Below are 19,859 nucleotides of genomic sequence, written 5' to 3' on the forward strand. Positions count from 1 at the left end.
CTCTCGGGTCGAAGTGTCGGTAAACGGTGGTCGCGACTGGCAACAGGCGACGTTCACCGATGATCCGGAGGCGCACTGGGGTTGGCGGCGCTGGACCCTCGACGCCACGCTCGCCAAGGGGCGCCAGCACCTTGTCGTGCGCGCCTTCGACGAGACTGGACAGGGTCAGCCCGAGCGGCCGGATACGGTGTGGAACTTCGCCGGCTATCTGTGCACCGCCTGGCATCATGTGCACGTGCTGGTCGAATGATCGAAGCATCAGCGGCATCGGACCTCGGCTTCTGGATCGATGCGATCGGGCGGCTGGTGGTGGCGACCGCGGCTGGGATGGTGCTCGGCTGGGAACGCTCGCGCGAGAACCGGCAGATCATGGGATTGCGAACGCTGGGTCTGGTCGGTCTGGCGAGCTGCATCGCCGTGCAGGCGATCGTGCACAGTGGCTTGCCGAACGTAAACGCCGATGCCGCAGGACGGGCGATGCAGGGCATTCTGTCCGGCGTCGGCTTCATCGGTGCCGGCGCGGTGCTGCGGGTCGGCCAGGGTCAGGAAGTGCATGGATTGGCGACCGCCGCGTGCATCTGGGTCACGGCCACGATCGGCGCGGCAGCAGGGTTGGCGGTGTGGCCGCTCATCATCGGCGGGTTGAGCCTTGCGATGCTCGTACTGTTCGCGGGCGCTCCGCTCGAACGTCGCATTCGCGAGCGGGCCAGGCTGACTCCGGCAGAGGCCGACCGGAAGGATGCCGAGCGCAAGCCGTGATCCCGCTGGTCCGCCCAGTGCCTGTCGGCGCTAAGAAGCGGCCAGGCGCTATCAGGAGACAAGCCCCGCATCGGCCTGGCGCCGGACCTCATCGGCGATCGGATGCAGCTCGGCAGCGGGTCGCTCGCCCACTACACTATAGCCGATCCCGTCGACAGCCCATGTGACCCGGCCCATGGTCCCGCTGGACGTGCTGGTCATGCTTGCGCTCTTGTCGATTTGCATAGGCCTCGTCAGCACCGCGAGCTTTGACGCTTGCGGTCCATCGTAGAGGAGAAGAACCGCAGGGCCGTGGGGCGTCGCGACCAATCGCCCCCCGCCATAGCGGTAACCGGCTGTGCTGAGGTCCGGGATGGTCACGCGCTCACCCAATCGGGCGGAGGTCCACCGGATCAGCATGGCGCGCTGGTCGGGGCCGATTTCCGCCGGTCGTATCCGGTCGGCGGCATAGACACGGAAATTGTCACTCGCCTCGTTGGCCAGCGCCGCGATGCCCGCGCGGGGTTCGCCGCTCCAACGCGCACTCGACCAGCCCCCGCCAAACCCGACCGCCAGCAGAAGCGACGCGGCGATGGCGAGTTGCCAACGCGGTTGGCGTTGCCGTCCCCTGATGGCTGCGACGCGCATCGTCGCCGGGATAGGTTCATCCGCGATTGGAGCGAAAAGCGATGCAAGGGCTCGCGCCTGCTCCGCCTGCTCCCGCAAACGGGCATGCACGTCCGGCTGGCCTTCAAGGTAAGCGTCGACCAGACGCTGCCGCTCGGGCGACAGCCTGCCATCGATCCACGCGGCCAGATCGTCCTCTCCGATCGGGCTGGTCATCGAATACTCCTTAATCGTGGCCGTTCACCCTCCCGGAGGAGCGTCGCCAGACGGTCGCGCCCCCGCGATATGCGCGACATCACCGTTCCCAGCGGCACACCGACGACGGCAGCGACTTCCCCATATGACAGACCTTCGACGGAAATGAGGAGCAGCACCGTCCGCTGCTCCTCGGGCAACGCATCAAGTGCGCGCAACAGGTCTCGGTGGTGCAGGCCTGCGTCCTGATCGGCCGGGCGACCGAGCGCAACGTCGTCCACGAGGTGGAGCGGAACCGCCGTACCTCGCCGGACATGCTGCCGCTTATGATCGACCAACAGATTATGCAGGATTGCATAGACCCAGGGGCGAACCTCCGTCCCGCGTCGTTGCCGCCAGCGCCCGACCGCGCGCTCAAGGCAATCCTGCACCAGGTCATCCGCCATCGCCTGATCGCGCAACCACGACCGGGCATAACGGCGCAGACCGGGGACCAGGGGCTCGATCGCGGCGGCAAGCGGGTCCATCTCAGTCGCGCTGCACCTGCACGATGCGGCCCGGTGCGCCATTCACTACCTCGGCGACCGCCAGAAAGCGCCGGGGGGCCGCTGCACTGCCCTGAACGATCTGCCGGATCGGACCCGATGCGTTGACAATCGCCGCACCTGCCGGATTGCTCATGAAGTTCGCAAGCGGCTCTACCGCACCGCTGCCGTCCGCGTTGGCGGTGAGCACGAGCATGTAAGGCTTCTTGGGCTGCAAACCGGTAACGGCACTCTGCACGACCTGAATGATGCCCTGGTCGAAGAGGGTAATGCTGCTTGCCGCACCATTGCCGCCAACCGGCCCCATGTTCAGATGCACCGCCTTGCCTGCCGTACCGAGCGGTTGGAGATTGTCGGTGCCGGGGCCTGTCGGAACAGCGTTCGGCACATAGGCGATCGCCTGCGGTGCCTGTCCGACCGGCACGGTGGCAACGACCTTGTTGCCGGCGGTGTCGATCGCGGCAAGTTCATCGGCATTCTCCAGCCCGACATAGATGCGCCGGCCGTCGCCCGATGGCCAGACGCCGTGCGGCATCTTGCCGACCGGGATGGTGGCGACAAGCGCGAAGTCGGACGTGCGGAACACCTTCACCGCGTTTTCCCCGCCCACCGTGACATAGGCGAACTGTCCCTTGACCGTGCGGGCGAAGTTGACGTGATTGGTGATCGGTCCGGTATCCAGCACCTTGAGGATCGCGAAAGGCGGCTTGGCATCGAATGCGACCGTCTTGCCGATGTCCTTCAGCGTGAACCAAACCTGCTTGCCGTCCGGCGTCGCGGCGATGTTGGGACAGAACGGACTCGGCTGCGCCACCTGTCCGACCTGCGCGTGGGTCGAGACATCGAACACGGCCAGCACCGGATTGAATGAGGAACAGACATAGCCGTATCGGCCATCGGGAGAGAAGATCGTCATGCCCGGACCACCGGGCGTCTTGATGCGACCGGTCTCCTTGTACGTCGTGGGGTCGAGCACGGCGATGTAATCCTCGCCGCGTACCGTGACCCACACCTCCTTGCCGTCCGGCGTGAAGAACGCCTCATGCGGACTGCGCCCGACATAGGTCGTGTGCTTGACGGTGTTGGTGGCGGTGTCGATCCACGACACGGCGTTGGATCCGATCGACACGACCGCCAGTGTTTTCCCGTCCGGCGAGAAGCCGAGGCCGTGAACCAGCACCTGCCCCTTGTAGAGCGGGGAAAAATTCATCGGCTGCGGATCGCCGAGCTTGATGACGCCGAGCAACCTGTTGTCGGCCGGGTCCGTTACCGACACCGTGTTGGAGAATTGTTCGGATGCATAGACGCGGTCGCGGTGGCTGACAGGCACGTCCTTGGCGTTCCACGGCGCCTGCTGAGCCATGGCAATGCCCGGTGCGGCGCTCATCAGCAAGGCGGCCGAGAGCAGGAAGGTCCGGATCATGTCAGTGCTCCATATGGCTGTGGTGGTCGCCGCCCTGCGTCGGGGCTGGCGTCGAAGGGGGTAGCGGCTGACCGATCGCCAACTTCATGGCGGCGATCTCCTGCTGCTGATCGATGATGATCTCCTGCGCGATGCGCTTGAGCTGCTCGTTATGGCCGTAGCGCAGCTCTGCCACCGCCATATCAATGGCGCCCTGGTGATGCGGAAGCATCATCGCGACGAAATCGCGGTCGACGTCGCCGGACGGCTTGACCATCATGCCCGCCATCATCCGGTCCATCGCGGCAGATACCATGCTGGCGTAGCCATCGGCGGGGGCGGCCGCGACTGCGCCGGTGAGCATGGCCGAAGCAGTCAGACCCAGCATCCAATTTCGTCTACGCATAAGCCTCCTGCGGATCAGTCTCGAAAGGGTAGACGACGCCCGTCGGGGTTTATTCCATGGGTGAGCCAATTATTGATCCTCAGCAAAACAATCGTCTCATCGTGACCCTGCCGTTGGTTGACCAGGTCGCCGTCGGACAGCATATGCTCGGGCACGGCGATGGATTTCCGCCGGGCCATTCGGCCGAACCGCCCTCGCAAGGGCCGATGATTCCTACCAGGCGCCGTAAGGCAGCAAGGAGGAATCGTGCGCGCGACATTTCGCAATCTCTACGACCAGTTCAACATGGCAGCGTTCATTCGCGATCGCCGCACCCATGCCATGTCGGTGCTGCGGTGGGCTTTGATCCTGGTCCCGATGGCCGCAACGGTGGGAACGCTCTGCGCAGCCTTCCTGTGGAGCCTCGATGCCGTAACCCGGATTCGCTTCGCCTTTCCCTGGCTGCTCTACCTGCTGCCGATCGGCGGGTTCGTGGTCGGACTGCTCTACCATCTGACAGGGCGCTCGGTCGAAGGTGGCAACAATCTTATCGTCGAGCAGATCCACGAACCGGGGGGCGGCGTGCCGCTGCGCATGGCCCCGCTCATTTTCTTCGGCACGGTCGTGACACATCTGTTTGGTGGATCGGCGGGGCGCGAAGGCACCGCCGTGCAATTGGGCGGCAGTCTTTCCGGCGGGTTCGGGCGCGCCCTCAAGCTGGATACGCAAGCAACGCGCATCCTGCTGATGACCGGGATCGCAGCAGGGTTCGGCGCAGTGTTCGGGACGCCGATCGCGGGAGCGGTCTTCGCGCTGGAGGTGCTGGCGATTGGCCGGGTCGAGTATCGCGCGCTGGTGCCGTGCCTGGTCGCGGCACTGGTCGGCGACTGGACCTGTCTTGCCTGGGGCATTCACCACGGCATCTACCATGTCGATGCGACAGTGCCGGTCGACGCTCTAATCGTCATCAAGGTTGGCGTCGCGGGCGTCGTATTCGGGTTAGTCGGACTAGCTTTTGCAGAGGCCAATCATGCGCTGGGCGGATGGCTGAAGCGCATGGTGCCTTATGGCCCACTACGACCCGTCATCGGTGGCGTGGCCGTGATCGCACTGGTCTGGCTGTTCGGCACGCGGGACTATCTCGGTCTGGGCACGCTAGCGGCGACGCCGGATGGCCTGACCATCGCCAGCTTCTTCGGCTCCAATACGGACCCGTGGAGCTGGGCGCTGAAGCTGCTCTTCACCGTCGTCACCCTTAGTACCGGCTTCAAGGGCGGGGAGGTGACACCGCTGTTCTTCATCGGCGCGGCGCTCGGCAATGCACTCGCGCCTATGTTCGGGGTGTCGACAGGGTTATTCGCGGCGATCGGCTTCGTTGCGCTGTTCGCGGGTGCGGCCAACACGCCGCTTGCCTGCACGTTCATGGGGATCGAATTGTTCGGGGCGGCCTATGCTGTGCCGATCGCGGTCGCATGCTTCGTCGCCTACCTTTGCTCGGGTCATAACGGCATTTATCTGTCGCAGCGCGTCGCAGTCCCCAAGGTGCCTGCTGCGCGCCTCACACCCGATGCGACCCTGCGTGATGCCCGCACGCACCGTGCTTCCCGCCGTCGCTCGCGCGTCTGATCCTGCTTCCTATCGGAAGGCCCATTATGCCTGATCGTTTCACCGTCCAGCACCGCGAGGTTGGAATGCTGCGCATCTATTTGAAGCCGTCTGACAAGGTCGGCCCACGTCGCTTCTGGGGTGCGAAACCTTTTTATCGCGAGCTGATCCGCACCGCGAAGGCGGACGGCATCATCAACGCCGTCGCGCAGAACATGCATTACGGCTTCAGCAATCGCGGCCCAATCCGGGAAAATGGATCGGAGATTGCCGATCCGCATCTGACTATCTGCGTCGAGCTGGTCGGCGAACGTGACCAGCTCAACATTTTCTGTCGCCGGCATGGCGATCTGCTCGGCAACAAGGTGATAGTTTACAAACAATTGGAGCATTGGACGATCACGCGCGAAACTGAGCGAACCAGAGCCTGATCGGCGTTCCCATAATGGAACGTTGACCGGGAAACCTGACCCGTCGATCCGACTGACAGCCACAGACGGGTGCGCTTTCTCAAAATGTGTTCCCAATTCAAAATTCTCGAAATTGCGAATTTTCACGGCAAACTGGGAAAGCTGCCGATCGCTCTTGGGCGGATATGGGGTGACGTCTATACCCAAACCTGAAGCCGGGTGCTGATGTACACAACACCCTCAGCAGCATCGTCCGCGTATGTTCAATAAACGGACGTTTTCTGGACAGAGGCAGCCGTTGGCCGTGCTTCTTATAAAAGCGTGTTTACAGTCGCTTAGTGCAACAGGTGTTCAACAAACGGCAGTTTTGTGAACGGATGTGAGCTCTTGAGGAGAGATGCCCGCCAACAAGCCATCGGCGCACGCCGCCAGACGGACCGACCGCTCTGCGCCTTTGTGTCTTCTTAACTGGACCGGGCGAACATGCGCATTGCCGCTCTACCAGAGCTTCTACCGCAAGCGTCTGCTTTCGTCGGGAGCTGCCGTTCCCGGCGGGCACATCCGATGACCGCTTTGTCCCAACTCAAGCCGTTCGACCGGTATAAACTAACGGCCGAAGTTGGGAAGCCGGAAAGAGCCCGCCAGTGTCGACTATTGGGTCATTCCGTTGATCTTGCTGCCTGTACGCTGCTGTTCGACACGGAACGCTCAGCGGGCGAAAACTAGCCGCTTTCGGCGAACGGCTTGTTAATTACTTTTGGAAAAGCGGGCATCTGATTTCAACTTAGTTACAGCTGCCTCGAGGCCGTCCGCAGGCTTCCGCACTGCCTGCAGCATGCTCATAATGTTCGAAGCGCGGGAAGCGAACCGTCCCGCTTTTATGCCGAGCCCTCCGTGCGATGTAAGGATCTCAAGCTTCTCATCAGGATCAGCATGTAGATAAATCTCGGTGGAATGGATCGAAGCGTGACCAAGCCACAGAGCCACCTTTCTTATGTCGCGAGTGACTTTGAGCATGTGCATGGCGCAGCTGTGCCTCAAAACATGCGGCGTGATATTCTTCGGCACAAGGGTCGGGACTGTTTTGGCTGCAATCTGAGTATATTTCGCGAGACGCGCTGCGAAGCCATCGCGCGTTAGCGGCAAGCCAAGCCGGCTCAGAAAAACATGATCGTACGGCACATTCGGCCTCTCCGAATACCAGGCGCGAAGAAGGCGGACGGTCTCGGGGCCCAGCGGCAGAATTCTAGCCCTTCGTCCCTTTCCCATCACGTGCAAGGTTGGCTTTGGACCGAGGTCGAGGTCACCGAGCGAAAGCGCCAAAACCTCAGACACACGTAAACCGCATATGTACGTGATGCTCAGCATTGCCCGGTCCCGGATCCCGTCTTTGTGCCTCATATCGGGCACCCCAAGTATGGCTTTAACCTCATCGGTCGAGAGCCAATCGATCACGGGAACATCCGCTCTCTTTGCCCCCAGCGCGCGTATGCGAGCGGCTTGCTCCATCGCTGCCGGAATTTTCATTTGCACATATCTGAAGAATGATCGGATCGCCGCCAGCCGCAGATTGCGCGTTCGCCGTGAATTTTTCCGAGTCTTCTCCAGATCATCGAGAAATTGGAGGACGATCTCCGCTGTGATGTCTTCCAGGTGGAGGCGGTCGATATTCATCCGCGTCGCCTCGGCGATAAAACGGATCAGCAAAATGAACGTGTGTGCGTAGCTCGCACGCGTCAGTTGGCTGAGCCCGCGATCTCGAACGAGATGTTCGTTGAGATAGCTAGACAGGACGGGAGCCAAATCATGTTGGTGATCGTCACGCATCGAGCACCTCCTCGATCGCCAAGGCCATCGATTCTTTTGTCTCGGTCGAAATCTCCAAATACCAATAGGTGCTAGCTGCGCTGACGTGGCCCAGATAGGTCGACAGGGCGACCATATGGTTGGAAATCAGTTTCCGGTCCGACCCGCACGATGCCAACGATCGAACGGCAAACGTATGCCTGAGGTCGTGTATTCTCGGCAACCTGCTACCGTTTCGACTAGTCATATTTAACTTTGTTGTGCATTTTCGAAACATGGCGCAAATCGAGTGGTCAGACGGAGTCCTGTTATTGTGGATTACGAATAACCTTTCTTTGTTCAAAGAATCTGGGCGGTTGGTGAGGTAAACTCTTAGAGCCCTAGCGGTACTTTTGTGGATATGGACGATCCTGTCCTTTCCGAACTTCCCGCGCCTAATCATGATCTCGTTATTTTTGAAGTCCTGGAGCAAGATATTTCGGGCTTCGTTTATCCGTAAGCCCGTCGCGGCGATAAGGCCGACAATATGCTTATAGGTGGCAGCATCGTAGGTATGCGCCAGCGGCAAGCGTCCCAATTCGACAAGGATCTGCTGTATCTCGCCATCGGTGTAGATAAAGGGAATAGGGCGTCTCGGCCGACGAACCGGCCGCACGTATTCTTCTGCCAAGACGTCATGACGGGGATCCTCTGCGCTGAGAAATAGGCCAACGCGACGAATGGAAGCCAAGAGCTCATATCGCCTGCGGGGCTGACATTTCTGCTCTACCCAAGCGATTGCGTCTGCACTGCACAGATGATGAGCGCCGCGACCTGCCGAGAAATGCGCAAAGTTTCGCAGGTCGCGATCAAGATCAAGATCTCGGTACCCAAGCTGTTCCCTTAGCTGCAGATAGCGCTCAATGGCCTCGATCACGACCGGCCTCCCAACCAAGGTTCTGCGAGACGTTTAAGCATTGGCTCGTTGACCTTCGCGTAGATGGTCGTCGTATCCACCGATCGATGCCGCAAGATTGTGGCTACATCTTCGAGGCTTTTTCCGTCCCGGAGAAGTTCGGTAGCAAGCGTATGGCGAAAAACGTGCGCTCCACCTTCGAGACCGCATCGAGCGAGCGCTTTGCGGGCGATACCTGATATCTCTGAGCCATTCGCAAGCGGCATGTGCGGGTGAGGCACACGCAAAAACAGGGCCTCTGAGCGTGAGCTCGGGCGCCCCTTCTCGAGATAATCTAAAACAGCGTCGCCTGCTCCTTGAGTGAGTGGGACAATCGAACCCCGTCCGCCCTTACCCTCGATGCAGAGCTTAGCCTCGGTCCAGTCCAGATCACTGAGTTTTAGCTTCCAAACCTCAGAAGCTCGAAGCCCAAGTTCGGCCAACAGCGTGAGGATCGCTCGTTCCCGGATTCCGTACGATGTGCTCAGGTCGCAACTGTCGATGACCTTGTTCACGATACCGGTGTCAAGCCTGCGCGGAACCGTCGAAAGGCGATAAGTTGGTCGAGAGATCAGCGCATTTGCTAAGGAAGCGTTGCAATGCCCTTCAAAAGCTCGGAACCGCATGTAGCTGCGCACGGAGCGGATGAAACGGCTCTGCATTGCGGGAGTGCGCTTCGCGAATTCGAGGACGGCTAATTCCCTGATTGCCGTAGCGGAATAGGCCGAAGCGTCTTCTCCAAGCCTTGGCAACCAGCTCATTACGTCGAGCACGTAGTAATAAATTGTCCGAGGCCTCAGCCCCCTTTGGTCGGTCAGCCAAGTGCGATACCGCACCACGGTCGAAGATGGGTGCGATCTCCGCCGTTTCTGCAGGAATATTCCGTTTTTAAAAACGGGGTTCTCACCATTCCGAAACCGTAAAAAGCGGTCAACTGCAACCCGGCGTCGCGACTTGGCCTGAGCACCCGGCCTTCCAGACCGAATGTGCATACCGCAGCGGCAGGAGTGGCCGACAAAGTCGTCGAGGATATGATCGCTAAGGCATGACTCTGGGATACCTCTGAGCCGTAGCCAAACTATCAGATGAAGTGCGGTTCTGGCTTGTCGCTTTGCCTGATCCGGATGCACCCCCTCCTGAGTGAGCGCTTCGAGGAAATCCGCGCAAATGTCCGGGTCATTTGAGTCCCACCCATTCGAATCGATGATTCCCTGATACTGGAGGAACAAGTAAAATCTGGTAACTGCAACCGTCTGGGATGGAGATAAACCGCGAGCGGGCCAACATGCATGACTGCAATTGTGTTTCCAAAAGTTCTCCAAATTCTCCCATTTTATATCACATATCTTGACATTTTCAATCTCCAAGTATCGCAAAAAATGGTTTATAGTGCCACGATAACTTAGGAATGCTCCGGAATATCCAGCAACATCGACCAGAATTCGAATTACATCTTCGGATCTTTTAATATTAGAAAATTCTATGCATTTAGCGAATGCTCTGATTATCCGAGAGATCTCCTGGTAAGCTTCACTCGCTTTGGCGCTATACGATTTCATCATAGGTCGGCTCTCGCATGCAATTGCGGGAAAGGCGCTTTGAAATGCCATCGATCCGGTAGCTCCCTTCATCAAATTGGAAGCGCGGAAGACAGGCGCGCTCCACCGGCAGCGGAAGCGGTCCGCTTGACATGGCGTCAGCACACGAGGAGAAAGGTGTCGGTTACGACCAATCTCGAAGAGGCTCAGCTCTGCAAAGCTGGGCCTTTTCTCTTTCGCGCGGTTTTTGTTCGACCCTTTTCGGAGGGCCAACCGGCAATCACGGCACCTTCATCGCTACCTCCGTTCCAATTCGCTTGTATCGCTCAGGCCAGAGATCCTCGACGTCACAGCCAAGCTCCGCCGCGATTTGAGTCTCAATCCGGCGAGACCTCCGGAACCCGCGGCTTACCGTTGAAACCGTGGTGGGCGTAACGTTGAGATGGCGGGCTACCGCGCTCAGGCTGCTCCCTTTGAGTTGGAGAGCAGCTTTGATGCGGTTATGGCGCTTCTCATCAATCATGTTCGGCTCCACACTTTAAGACTAAATGCCGAAGTGCTATATATCTCCACCAGCAGGTGATAAATGTCGTACGTCGATCCGGCAACTGAAAAGCACGAAGAAAGCCGTGACACGGAGGGGCTAGCTAAGCGTCTGAGGCTCGCCCGCGAGCATGCTGGACTTACTCAGCAGCAGTTTGCCGACCGAATCGGCTATTCCCGGCGCCAAGTCCTGTCCTGGGAAAACGCAACAAACGTGCCTCCTGTTTGGGCGCTAGCTGCGGTGCGAAAGGCGTTCGATATTGATCCCGAGTGGGTTCTCTCTGGTCCGGGACTGATCCCTCTTAGGCAAGTGTCCTTGAGCCCTCCTGACCGACGCCACCGCCTTTGGGGTGAGGTGAGGAGATTGGCCAAGCGCGCTAGGCTAACCCTCCCAGAAGAGGTCATACGCAATTTCGCCGATCTGATCGCGCGAGAACCGGAAAACGCGGAAGAGGCAGCGAAGGAACGCGTTCGTGATGCCTTTCATGCATTGTCCACAGGAGGCCGCTTTTGAGGCGAACTGACTTCCCCACCAAACTTTCCGATCAATTTGAGCAGGAACTCCGCGATCGCGTTGCTCAAGCTAGAGCGAGCAGTTTCCGAAGACCGAATTGGCCTTTAATAGTTGTGATGCTCATATTCTCAGATGCTCTTTTTATAGCATCTGGAGCAATGGGAATTTTGATGCGGGAAACCATCCGAAACTATCTGTTTCTAGCTGCGATCGTACCCGGTCTGATATTAATTGTATTACTTCACTGTGGCTCACTGAAAATCCGCTCTTGAAGTGCCGGTAACCTATCATTCGACAAATGATATTGAATTTTTTCATTCTACATGAAAGTTGGGGTGATATGATAACGGCAATATTTGTAAGGCATGGTCAAAGCACGGGTAATGCAGGATTCCCATGTCACGATCTCGCAGAAATTGAGCTTACGGAATTGGGCCACCAGCAAGCACGTGAGCTCGCCGCTTCGTGGACAGACACTCCGTCTTTAATTGTGACCTCGCCATATCGAAGAACGCAACAAACAGCAGCCAGGACTGTTGCAAGATTTGCGGACGTGCCGGTAGAGGTCTGGCCAATCGAAGAGTTCACATATCTGGAGCCGTCTCGCTGGAATGGCACTCGTAGCGATGAGCGCATGCCACATCTCGAACAGTACTGGAGTGAGCTTGACCCCTCATACTGTGATGGTCCGGGAGCAGAAAGCTTTGCCACATTGCTTCGTCGAGCCGAGGCGACACTCAATCGCCTTGCGAAACTGCCGGCGCGGTCGATTGTCCTTCTCTTCAGTCATGGCCAATTCATTCAGGCGGTTCGTGCGGTCGTTGCCGCGCCCGACACAGATGACCGAGGCAAGATGAGAGGTTTTTGGCGGAAGTGTGAAGCACCCGCCATCAGCAATGCTCAGTGCGTAAAACTCCATCATAGCTTCGGTCGCTGGGCAATCGAATAGATCTAATAGTAGATAAAAAGAGCGTCTTAGCTGTCGGCGAGCACGACAAGCGGTAACGCACAGACTACGACGCGCTGAATATGTCTCTACCCTTCGTCGAGAACGCTCTTCGCCTCCTCGATCCCGAAACTCCACAGCGGACCATCATAGCCGTGTTTGCGAGCTTGATCGGCTTTCCGTTTTTCTCGCGACGTGAAATCATCAATCGCCGATTGAGGGAATTGCAGCTTTGCCATTGGCGCTGTCCTCGTTCCGGTGACGGTCAAAAATCCATTCGCGGTCAGTTGTCGAATAGCGGCGCTTACTGCGCCTTTGGAATAGCAGGTAAGCGTGGTGAGATCATCTCGATCGAACGGTACAGGACGGAAAAATGCCCCTTTTCGTTCCGCAAGTACGCCGAACACGGAGCGGCCAGTTGGGGTGATTGGCGAAGTTTGCGAGAAAACTGCCTCACGCCCAAAGGCGGTCAAAACCGCCACTAGCAGGTCAACGGCTTCCTTGCGCCGCTCGGTTGCCCGTGAATCTCGTCTAGAACGCATCGTCGCCTCCGTCCAATATAGAGGCGATGCCCGGCCAAAGCCGGGCGTTCGTAACCCTGCACGTCGCACAAGGCGCCGCCGCTTTTAGGCAGAACCCTGGACATATGCGTCGGCCACCCGGCCGAGAAACTCGACCAGATCGACGTAGCAGTGGGGTTACGACGCCCCGCGAGCGGGATTGACCGCATCGCCTGGGCTGATTCGCAGAATGGCGCACCCAGGGCAATGACTGAGTGCTCCATCGAGAAGAACATTTAGGCTTGTTAAAAAATATGGATCGGGTGCTTAAAGTTATGTGGACGGCTATGTCGTGACGGTCGTCACGCAGCAGCGCTAGATCTAGCTCAAATCAAGATTACTATGTGCACGGGATAATACGAACTCGGCCTCCACGTCGCTGGCCGCGGCGGCGGCGTCTGCTTCGCGCGGATATGGGACCCGTGCGATCGCAGCCTCGTCGCCGTGCGGGCCTATTTCCCCGAGACGTTTCAAACCGCGATCCGGCAGAAGGCGCGGTGGATGACCGGCATCGCCCTTGCCGGCTGGGACCGGATCGGCTGGGGCCTGCCGGGGGCGTTCGCCGACCATTGGATGCGGATGCGTGACCGGCGCGCGCTGATCTCGGTGGTCGTGCTCGGCGTCGCTTATGGCGCGATACTGTTGTGGGCGGCGGTAGCGACGGCGCATTGGCTGAGCGGCGTTCCCGATACCGGGCAGCATATCGCCGGCTGGTTGTGCTGGACGACGACGCTGCTGCTCGGTTGGCGCGTGGCGGTGCGGATCGTGTGCACGACGAGCGCTTACGGCTGGCGCGAGGGCTGCTGGTCGGTGCCGCGGGTCCTCGTCGCCAATCTGATAGCCTTGCTCGCGACCCCCTTGGCGCTGCGCCGCTACGCGCTGTTCCTGCGCGGAGACTCGCCGGTATGGGACAAGACGGTCCACGCCTTTCCCGACATCGATGCGCTGGGATGAAGGTCAGCCGGCCGTTCCGGTTCCTGCTGCTGTGGCTCGGGTTCTGGGCGGGGATGCGGGTGACGGACGTGTGGCGCCGGGGGGGCACGGAGCGATCGGAAATGGCGGTGGACGTCGGTCGCGAACGGCGCGTGGGGAGCCCTTCCCGCAAGAGGCGAAGACTATCGGGTGCCGCTGGAGCGTCTTTGGCTGCTTCGGAGCAGGCGGCGTCGCAATCCCATTCCCGTGCGGGCGTGCACCCAAAGCCGGACATGGCGGCCGGCGTCATGCGGGCACGTCAGGAGGTGCAGGGGCCATACCCGCCGGACGAGATGACGCTGGTGCCGACACCGTTCCCCGCCATCGCGCCGCGCGCCTTCCCGCAGGATCGCAACGCCGTCATACCCGTGGCAAGGCTGGAGATGGTCGCCCTCCCGCCGCCGATCCGCAATCGGCTGGCCGGCAGCGGCTGGCTGATCGTCCGCGCCGGCGGCGGTGAGGCGCACGTGCCGGCAAGCCAGCTCGGCGGATCGCAGGCAGGATTGCGGCTGACCTATCCTCTCGATGGCGTGCAGCGCGTCGCGGTGTCCGCGCGGGTGTCGACGCCGCTCGCGGGGCCGGGCAGGGAGATCGCGCTGGGGATCGACTGGCAGCCGACGCATGCGCCGATCCATGTCCTCGCCGAACAGCGCTTCTCGATCGATGGCGCTGCGAGTGGGCCGATGCTCGGGCTGGTCGGAGGGTTCGGGCCGATGCCGGTCCAACGCGATCTGATGGTGGAAGGCTATGGCCAGACTGGCGTGGTCGCGCGGCGCGACATCGGTTTCTTCGCCGACGGCGCGATTCGTGCCGCGCATCCGTTGGGCGCGATTCGCGGCATGGCGATCGATGCCGGCGCCGGACTGTGGGGCGGCGTTCAGCCCGGTGCGGAACGGTTCGATGTCGGGCCGACGATAGGCCTCGACCTGCCCTGCGAACCGCGCATCCGCGTCGCCGTCGACTGGCGGCAGCGCGTTGCCGGCCGGTCGCGGCCGGGTTCGGGGCCGGCTTTGTCGCTCGGCAGTGGGTGGTGACGGCTGGTCGGCAGCCGCCAGCCGCGTATAAAGCCGCCCCGTGGACGTCTATCTTCCCATCGCCAATCTGTCGGTCAACGCGCTGGTCATCGTGCTGCTCGGCGGCGGCGTCGGGCTGTTGTCGGGGATGTTCGGGGTCGGCGGCGGCTTTCTCACCACGCCGCTGCTGATCATCTACGGCATTCCGCCGACCGTTGCCGCCGCCTCCTCGGCGAGCCAGGTCACCGGCGCGAGCGTCTCGGGAGTGATCGCGCATTTCGGCCGCAACGGCGTCGACACCAAGATGGGCGGAGTGCTCGTCGCGGGCGGCATCGTCGGCAGCTTCGCCGGCGCGTGGATCTTCCGCCTGCTGCAGGCGAGCGGACAGATCGATACCGTGATCGGCATCGTCTATGTCGTCATGCTCGGCTCGATCGGCACGCTGATGGCACGCGAATCGATCGGCGCGATCGGCGTCGCGCGCGGCCGGCGGCCGATGAAACCGCGCAAGCGCCGCCATCATCCGCTCGTCGCCGCGCTGCCGCTGCGCACGCGCTTCTACGCCTCGGGCCTCTACATCTCGCCGCTGGCGCCGCTGCTGCTCGGCTTCGGGACAGGTATCCTCACCATCCTGCTCGGCATCGGCGGCGGCTTCATCCTGGTGCCGGCGATGATCTATCTGCTCGGCATGGCGACCAGCGTCGTCGTCGGCACCTCGCTGTTCCAGACCCTGTTCGTCACCGCGGTGGCGACGATGGTCCACGCGCTGACGACCAAGGCGGTCGACATCGTGCTCGCCGGGCTGCTGCTGATCGGGTCGGTGATCGGCGCGCAGCTCGGCGCGCGGTTCGCGACCAAGGTGAAGCCCGAATATCTCCGCCTCGCGCTGGCGATCATGGTGCTGCTCGTCGGCCTGCGCATCCTGCTCGGCCTCGTCTGGCGGCCGGAGGAGATCTTCACGGTCGAGCTGACGTGAGGCGCTGGCTGCCGTTCGCCGCGCTGCTGCTGTCGGCGCAGGCACCCGCCCCGGCCGACAAGCCGGTGCTCGTCCCCGACGTGTCGCAGCGCGACATCGAGATCGCCTACAGCTTCACCGGCGCCGAATTGCTGCTGTTCGGTGCCATCCTCTACCCCGGCGGCCGCCTGCCGCGCGGCGAGGCGCCGACCGACATCGTCGTCGTCGTGAAAGGACCGACGCAGCCGGTGCTGGTGCGCGAGAAAAAGAAGGTCGCCGGCATCTGGGTCAATGCCGAGCATCAGCGCTACAGTTCGGTGCCGAGCTTCTATGCGCTCGCCTCGTCGCGGCCGATCGAGCGCCTCGTCGACGAGCGCACCCGTGCGATCTACGAACTTGGGCTCGACAGCCTGCAATTGTCGCCCGGATCGAATAGCGCGATCACGGTCGAACAGGGATTCCAGCGCGGGCTGGTCGACCTCAAGCGGCGCGCCGGCCTGTATCTGGAGGCACCGCATGCGGTCGAGATCAGCGAGGGCGTGCTGTATCGCGCCCGGCTGACCATCCCGGCGCGCGTGCCGGTCGGGCGGTTCACCGCCGAGACCTTCCTGATCCGCGACGGCCGCGTGCTCGCCGCCGCGGTGCGCGAGATCGACATCCGCAAATCGGGGTTCGAGCGCTTCGTCGCGCGCGCTGCCGAGCGCCGCTCGATCCTCTACGGGCTGGCGGCGGTGGTGCTGTCGGTCGGTCTCGGGCTTGCCGCCGGGTGGATCGCGCGACGGATATAGCATGCGATGACGGTATCTTAACGGCTCCCGGCTAGCGCTCGGCGGACGATGGACAGGATGCTGCCGCAATGACCGAGATGCCCGGCCCGAGCGTATTCGCGGGTGCGACGCCCCTTTCGGCCGCCGCTGCGGTCGGCCACGGCGCCGGGCCGGCGGCGATCGGCTGCGTCCTGGCGGTCGCCGGCGGCGGCAGCCGCGTGCTGTTCGATCGCAACGCGCTCGAACTCGTCGCGCAGGATGCCGATCCGGTGGTCGCCACTGCCGGGCAGGTCGGCGGTCAGATCAAGATGCGCGTCGGCGGCGCGTGGCTGATCGCCAACATCCGCAGCCTGGTGCTGGACGGCGCCGGCAACGACTGGGTCGCGGCCGACATCGACTTCCTCGGCGAGGGCGACGAGGAGCGGCTGACCGGCAAGCTCTACCATTTCCGCCGCGGCGTGACGCGCTATCCGATCCCCGGCTGCGACGTGTTCGCGATCACCACGCGCGACCTCGAACAGATCTATTCCGCCGCCGACCAACCGCACATCAAGATCGGCACCGTCTATCCGACCCGCGACGTGCGCGCCTCGCTGTACGTCGACGCGATGCTCGGCAAGCATTTCGCGCTGGTCGGGTCGACCGGCACCGGCAAGTCGACCGCCGCGGCGCTGATCCTCCACCGCATCTGCGAACTGGCGCCGCAGGGCCATGTCGTGATGATCGATCCGCATGGCGAATATGCCGCGGCGTTCCGCACCAATGGCGCGATCTACGACGTCAACAATCTCGCCATGCCCTATTGGCTGATGAACCTCGAAGAGCATTGCGAGGTGTTCGTCACCGCCTCCGCCGCGGATCGCCAGGCCGACAGCGACATCCTCGCCCGATGCCTGCTGATGGCGCGCGCCAAGAACCGGCTGGGGCAGGAGATCGCCAAGCTGACCGTCGACGCGCCGATCCCCTATCTGCTCAGCGACCTCACCAACATCATCAGCGCCGAGATGGGCAAGATGGATCGCGCCGGCGACACCTCGCCCTATCTGCGGCTCAAGAGCCGGATCGACGAGATCAAGGCCGATCCGCGCTACAGCTTCATGTTCTCGGGGATGCTGGTCGCCGACACGATGGCCGACTTCCTCGCGCGCATCTTCCGCATGCCCGGCGGCGGCAAGCCGATCTCGATCATCGACGTGTCGGGCGTGCCGTCGGAGATCACGTCGGTGGTGGTCGCGGTGCTCAGCCGGATGACGTTCGACTTCGCGATCTGGTCGCGCAACGAACCGCAACGGCCGATCCTGCTCGTCTGCGAAGAGGCGCATCGCTACATTCCGAGCAGCGCGCGCGACGAGGGACGCAACGCTTCGGTCGGGCGCATCCTCGGCCGTATCGCCAAGGAGGGGCGCAAATATGGCGTCAGCCTGGGGCTGATCACGCAGCGGCCGTCCGATCTGGAGGAGGGCGTGCTCTCGCAATGCGGCACGATCATCGCGATGCGGCTCAACAACGAGCGCGACCAGGCGTTCGTCCGCGCGGCGATGCCCGAGGGCGCGCGCGGGTTCCTCGATTCGATCCCCGCGCTGCGCAACCGCGAATCGATCATCTGCGGCGAGGGCGTCGCGGTGCCGATCCGGGTGAGCTTCGACGCACTCGAGGAGGGCAAGCGGCCGGCATCGGGTGATCCGCTGTTCTCGGCGCTGTGGCGCGACGCGGGCGGCGAGGACGCGATCATCCAGCGCACCGTCCTGCGCTGGCGCGCGCAGGGGCGGTAACTCAAATTCCTCCCCCCCCCAAAGGGAGGACTTAAGAGGTATGCCCCGGTTTCACCGCCAGCAGTCCCGCCACCTGCGCCTTGAAGCGGCGCAGGCTCTCGCCGGACAGCGCCTGGACGCTCGCGAACGAGATCGAGCGCGGGTTGATCGTCTGGCCGTTGCGCCAGACCTCCCAATGGAGATGCGGCCCGGTCGACAGGCCGGTCGAGCCGACATAGCCGATCACCTGTCCCTGGCGGACGTGCTCGCCGCGCGCCACCGCGATCCGGCTCATATGGCCATAGCCGCTGGCGAGGCCGCCGCCGTGGACGAGCTTGACGAAATTGCCGTAGCCGCCCGACCGGCCCGCGCCCTGGACGACGCCGTCGAGCGCGGCGAAGATCGGCGCTCCATAAGGCGCGCCGATGTCGAGCCCCTTGTGCATCTTGAGATAGCCGAGCAGCGGATGCATGCGATAGCCGAACGACGAGGTGATCCGCCCCGCCACCGGCATGCCCATGAAGCCGCGGCGTTCGCTCTGGCCGTGCGCGTCGAACCATGACGGCGTGCCGTCGTCGTCCCAGCGCACCAGTTGCACCTTGCGGCGGCCCTGATCGATGCCCGCATAGAGCAATTCGCCCAGCCGCACCTCGCCGGTGGCGGCACGCTGCTGTTCGACGATCAGGTCGAAGCCGTCGGCGGCGGTGACGTCGCGGCCGATCGATAGGCGGGTGGCGAGCGCCTTGATATAGCTTTCGACGACACGCGCCGGCGCACCGGCGGCACGCGCCGAGCGATAGAGGCTGGAGCCGACGAGCCCCTGGATGCGCAGCGGCGTGCTGTCGACCGCGATCGGCTTGCGGGTCATGGCGAGGCCGCCGACGCCGCGATCGAGGCTGAGCGCGAGATCGAAACGCGCGCGCAGCGCCAGTTTGTCGAGCGGGCGCGCCACCGTCTTCGCCGGTCGCCGCCCGAGGGTCAGCGCGATGCGCGTGCCCGGCGCGATGTCGCCGAGCGTCACCGCCTGCGCGACCAGCCCGGCGGCGGCGCGCGCGTCGTTGCGGCCGACGCCGGCGCGCATCAGCACATGGTCGAAATCGTCGCCTTCGCCGAGCGTCGCGTTGAGCTCGACGATCGGGCGTTCGGGGGCTTCGGCAAGCGGCGCGACGAGGTCGTTCGCCGCCATGCGGTGGCCGGTGTCCCCGCCCCAGGCGAGCGGCGCGATCGCCAGCGCGCGGCTTTCCTCGAGCGCGGTGCCGGCGAGCGGTGCGGGGGTGGCGCCGGTCAGCGGCATGATACCGGGAGCGAGCGCCCAGACCGCGCCGATCAGCGTCCCGAAGGTGGCGAGGCCGCGCCACCAATCACCGCTGCCGATCTGCGCGCCGAGGTCGGGCGTCCAGTCGCGCCCGCGCAGCCGCTCGATCGGCCCGAGCCGGCGCGGTACGGCGAGCGCGCGGCCGAACGGCCGGGCGGCGGTGCCGCCGGCGAGATCGAAACCCTGATCGGTGCGCAAGAACACGCGGGAAGGCGCCTCATCGTGGAATTGGTCGCCGATCGTCCCCCGGCGTCGGGTCGCAGCACTGTGGGGGGCAAAGTCTAAAGTCAAATTAACCGGGGGGTGCGGTGCGGTGGACGGGTTCGCCGGTGCGGTGG

General features: G+C 62.5%; 20 protein-coding genes, 1 pseudogene and 1 riboswitch. Of the genes and pseudogenes, 11 read left to right on the forward strand and 10 right to left on the reverse strand.

Features of this window, described 5'->3' with window-relative positions:
* Window positions 1–250, forward strand: a pseudogene (locus tag FFS23_RS17650) (molybdopterin oxidoreductase); the annotation flags it as partial.
* On the forward strand, window positions 247–759 hold the full coding sequence (locus tag FFS23_RS17655) for an MgtC/SapB family protein (RefSeq protein WP_052149081.1): 513 nt from the start codon (window positions 247–249) through the stop codon (window positions 757–759). The pseudogene FFS23_RS17650 and the gene FFS23_RS17655, both read left to right, overlap by 4 nt.
* 51 nt (window positions 760–810) lie before the next feature.
* Here the strand turns inward: FFS23_RS17655 and FFS23_RS17660 are convergent, their stop codons facing one another.
* From FFS23_RS17660 to FFS23_RS17675, 4 genes are read right to left on the reverse strand one after another with little or no spacing between them, the layout of a single operon-like run.
* Window positions 811–1,581, reverse strand: coding sequence for an anti-sigma factor family protein (locus FFS23_RS17660; RefSeq protein ID WP_037529333.1), 771 nt, complete (start codon window positions 1,579–1,581; stop codon window positions 811–813).
* On the reverse strand, window positions 1,578–2,087 hold the full coding sequence (locus FFS23_RS17665) for an RNA polymerase sigma factor (protein ID WP_055982122.1): 510 nt from the start codon (window positions 2,085–2,087) through the stop codon (window positions 1,578–1,580). Before FFS23_RS17665 ends, FFS23_RS17660 begins: the two co-directional genes overlap by 4 nt.
* A 1-nt stretch (window position 2,088) precedes the next feature.
* Window positions 2,089–3,528, reverse strand: coding sequence for a YncE family protein (locus tag FFS23_RS17670; protein WP_055982125.1), 1,440 nt, complete (start codon window positions 3,526–3,528; stop codon window positions 2,089–2,091).
* Between the two features lies 1 nt (window position 3,529).
* Window positions 3,530–3,895, reverse strand: coding sequence for a DUF305 domain-containing protein (locus tag FFS23_RS17675; protein WP_229668351.1), 366 nt, complete (start codon window positions 3,893–3,895; stop codon window positions 3,530–3,532).
* 164 nt (window positions 3,896–4,059) lie between these two features.
* Window positions 4,060–4,136, forward strand: a riboswitch (Fluoride riboswitch).
* A gap of 23 nt (window positions 4,137–4,159) precedes the next feature.
* On the opposite strand from FFS23_RS17675, the gene FFS23_RS17680 reads away from it, so the two are divergent.
* A complete protein-coding gene (locus FFS23_RS17680) occupies window positions 4,160–5,518 on the forward strand; it encodes a voltage-gated chloride channel family protein (RefSeq protein WP_055982128.1) in 1,359 nt (452 codons plus the stop codon).
* Between the two features lie 26 nt (window positions 5,519–5,544).
* A complete protein-coding gene (locus FFS23_RS17685) occupies window positions 5,545–5,928 on the forward strand; it encodes a DUF190 domain-containing protein (protein WP_055982130.1) in 384 nt (127 codons plus the stop codon).
* A gap of 726 nt (window positions 5,929–6,654) precedes the next feature.
* Here FFS23_RS17685 and FFS23_RS17690 read toward each other — a convergent pair.
* The 4 genes from FFS23_RS17690 to FFS23_RS17705 form a co-directional block, all read right to left on the reverse strand.
* Window positions 6,655–7,734 (reverse strand): tyrosine-type recombinase/integrase, encoded by a 1,080-nt coding sequence (locus FFS23_RS17690; RefSeq protein ID WP_137899637.1) that lies wholly within the window; start codon window positions 7,732–7,734, stop codon window positions 6,655–6,657.
* Complete coding sequence (locus FFS23_RS17695) at window positions 7,727–8,629, reverse strand: tyrosine-type recombinase/integrase (protein ID WP_171009539.1); 903 nt, start codon at window positions 8,627–8,629, stop codon at window positions 7,727–7,729. Before FFS23_RS17695 ends, FFS23_RS17690 begins: the two co-directional genes overlap by 8 nt.
* A complete protein-coding gene (locus tag FFS23_RS20220; protein ID WP_171009540.1) occupies window positions 8,626–9,420 on the reverse strand; it encodes a tyrosine-type recombinase/integrase in 795 nt (264 codons plus the stop codon). The genes FFS23_RS17695 and FFS23_RS20220 overlap by 4 nt, the downstream gene beginning before the upstream one ends.
* Window positions 9,421–10,465: 1,045 nt before the next feature.
* The gene (locus tag FFS23_RS17705; protein WP_137899639.1) at window positions 10,466–10,708 is read right to left on the reverse strand and encodes a helix-turn-helix domain-containing protein; all 243 of its coding nucleotides are present in this window, start codon (window positions 10,706–10,708) and stop codon (window positions 10,466–10,468) included.
* 63 nt (window positions 10,709–10,771) lie between these two features.
* Between FFS23_RS17705 and FFS23_RS17710 the strand changes: the two genes are divergently transcribed.
* Window positions 10,772–11,242 carry a helix-turn-helix domain-containing protein gene (locus tag FFS23_RS17710; RefSeq protein ID WP_107963392.1) on the forward strand — a complete coding sequence of 157 codons (471 nt, stop codon included), beginning with the start codon at window positions 10,772–10,774 and terminating at the stop codon, window positions 11,240–11,242.
* A 343-nt stretch (window positions 11,243–11,585) separates the two neighbouring features.
* The gene (locus FFS23_RS17715; protein WP_107963537.1) at window positions 11,586–12,191 is read left to right on the forward strand and encodes a histidine phosphatase family protein; all 606 of its coding nucleotides are present in this window, start codon (window positions 11,586–11,588) and stop codon (window positions 12,189–12,191) included.
* Between the two features lie 86 nt (window positions 12,192–12,277).
* Here the strand turns inward: FFS23_RS17715 and FFS23_RS17720 are convergent, their stop codons facing one another.
* Window positions 12,278–12,730 carry a hypothetical protein gene (locus tag FFS23_RS17720; RefSeq protein WP_137899640.1) on the reverse strand — a complete coding sequence of 151 codons (453 nt, stop codon included), beginning with the start codon at window positions 12,728–12,730 and terminating at the stop codon, window positions 12,278–12,280.
* Between the two features lie 519 nt (window positions 12,731–13,249).
* Here FFS23_RS17720 and FFS23_RS17725 point away from each other — a divergent pair.
* The 5 genes from FFS23_RS17725 to FFS23_RS17745 all read left to right on the forward strand — a co-directional run bounded on the left by FFS23_RS17725 (window position 13,250) and on the right by FFS23_RS17745 (window position 18,227).
* Window positions 13,250–13,702, forward strand: a complete 453-nt coding sequence (locus FFS23_RS17725; protein ID WP_137899641.1) for a glycosyltransferase family protein — start codon at window positions 13,250–13,252, stop codon at window positions 13,700–13,702.
* Between the two features lie 266 nt (window positions 13,703–13,968).
* On the forward strand, window positions 13,969–14,754 hold the full coding sequence (locus tag FFS23_RS17730) for a hypothetical protein (RefSeq protein ID WP_249340740.1): 786 nt from the start codon (window positions 13,969–13,971) through the stop codon (window positions 14,752–14,754).
* A 40-nt stretch (window positions 14,755–14,794) separates the two neighbouring features.
* Window positions 14,795–15,709 carry a sulfite exporter TauE/SafE family protein gene (locus FFS23_RS17735; RefSeq protein WP_038664111.1) on the forward strand — a complete coding sequence of 305 codons (915 nt, stop codon included), beginning with the start codon at window positions 14,795–14,797 and terminating at the stop codon, window positions 15,707–15,709.
* Window positions 15,706–16,476 carry a TIGR02186 family protein gene (locus FFS23_RS17740; RefSeq protein WP_171009541.1) on the forward strand — a complete coding sequence of 257 codons (771 nt, stop codon included), beginning with the start codon at window positions 15,706–15,708 and terminating at the stop codon, window positions 16,474–16,476. The genes FFS23_RS17735 and FFS23_RS17740 overlap by 4 nt, the downstream gene beginning before the upstream one ends.
* A gap of 68 nt (window positions 16,477–16,544) precedes the next feature.
* On the forward strand, window positions 16,545–18,227 hold the full coding sequence (locus tag FFS23_RS17745) for an ATP-binding protein (RefSeq protein WP_038664108.1): 1,683 nt from the start codon (window positions 16,545–16,547) through the stop codon (window positions 18,225–18,227).
* Window positions 18,228–18,258: 31 nt separating this feature from the next.
* On the opposite strand, the gene FFS23_RS17750 is transcribed toward FFS23_RS17745, so the two are convergent.
* Window positions 18,259–19,725, reverse strand: coding sequence for a M23 family metallopeptidase (locus FFS23_RS17750; protein ID WP_137899642.1), 1,467 nt, complete (start codon window positions 19,723–19,725; stop codon window positions 18,259–18,261).
* Window positions 19,726–19,859: the final 134 nt, after the last annotated feature.

This window comes from Sphingomonas sp. 2SG (assembly GCF_005503285.1).
In the GTDB taxonomy this organism is placed as follows: Bacteria; Pseudomonadota; Alphaproteobacteria; order Sphingomonadales; family Sphingomonadaceae; genus Sphingomonas; species Sphingomonas taxi.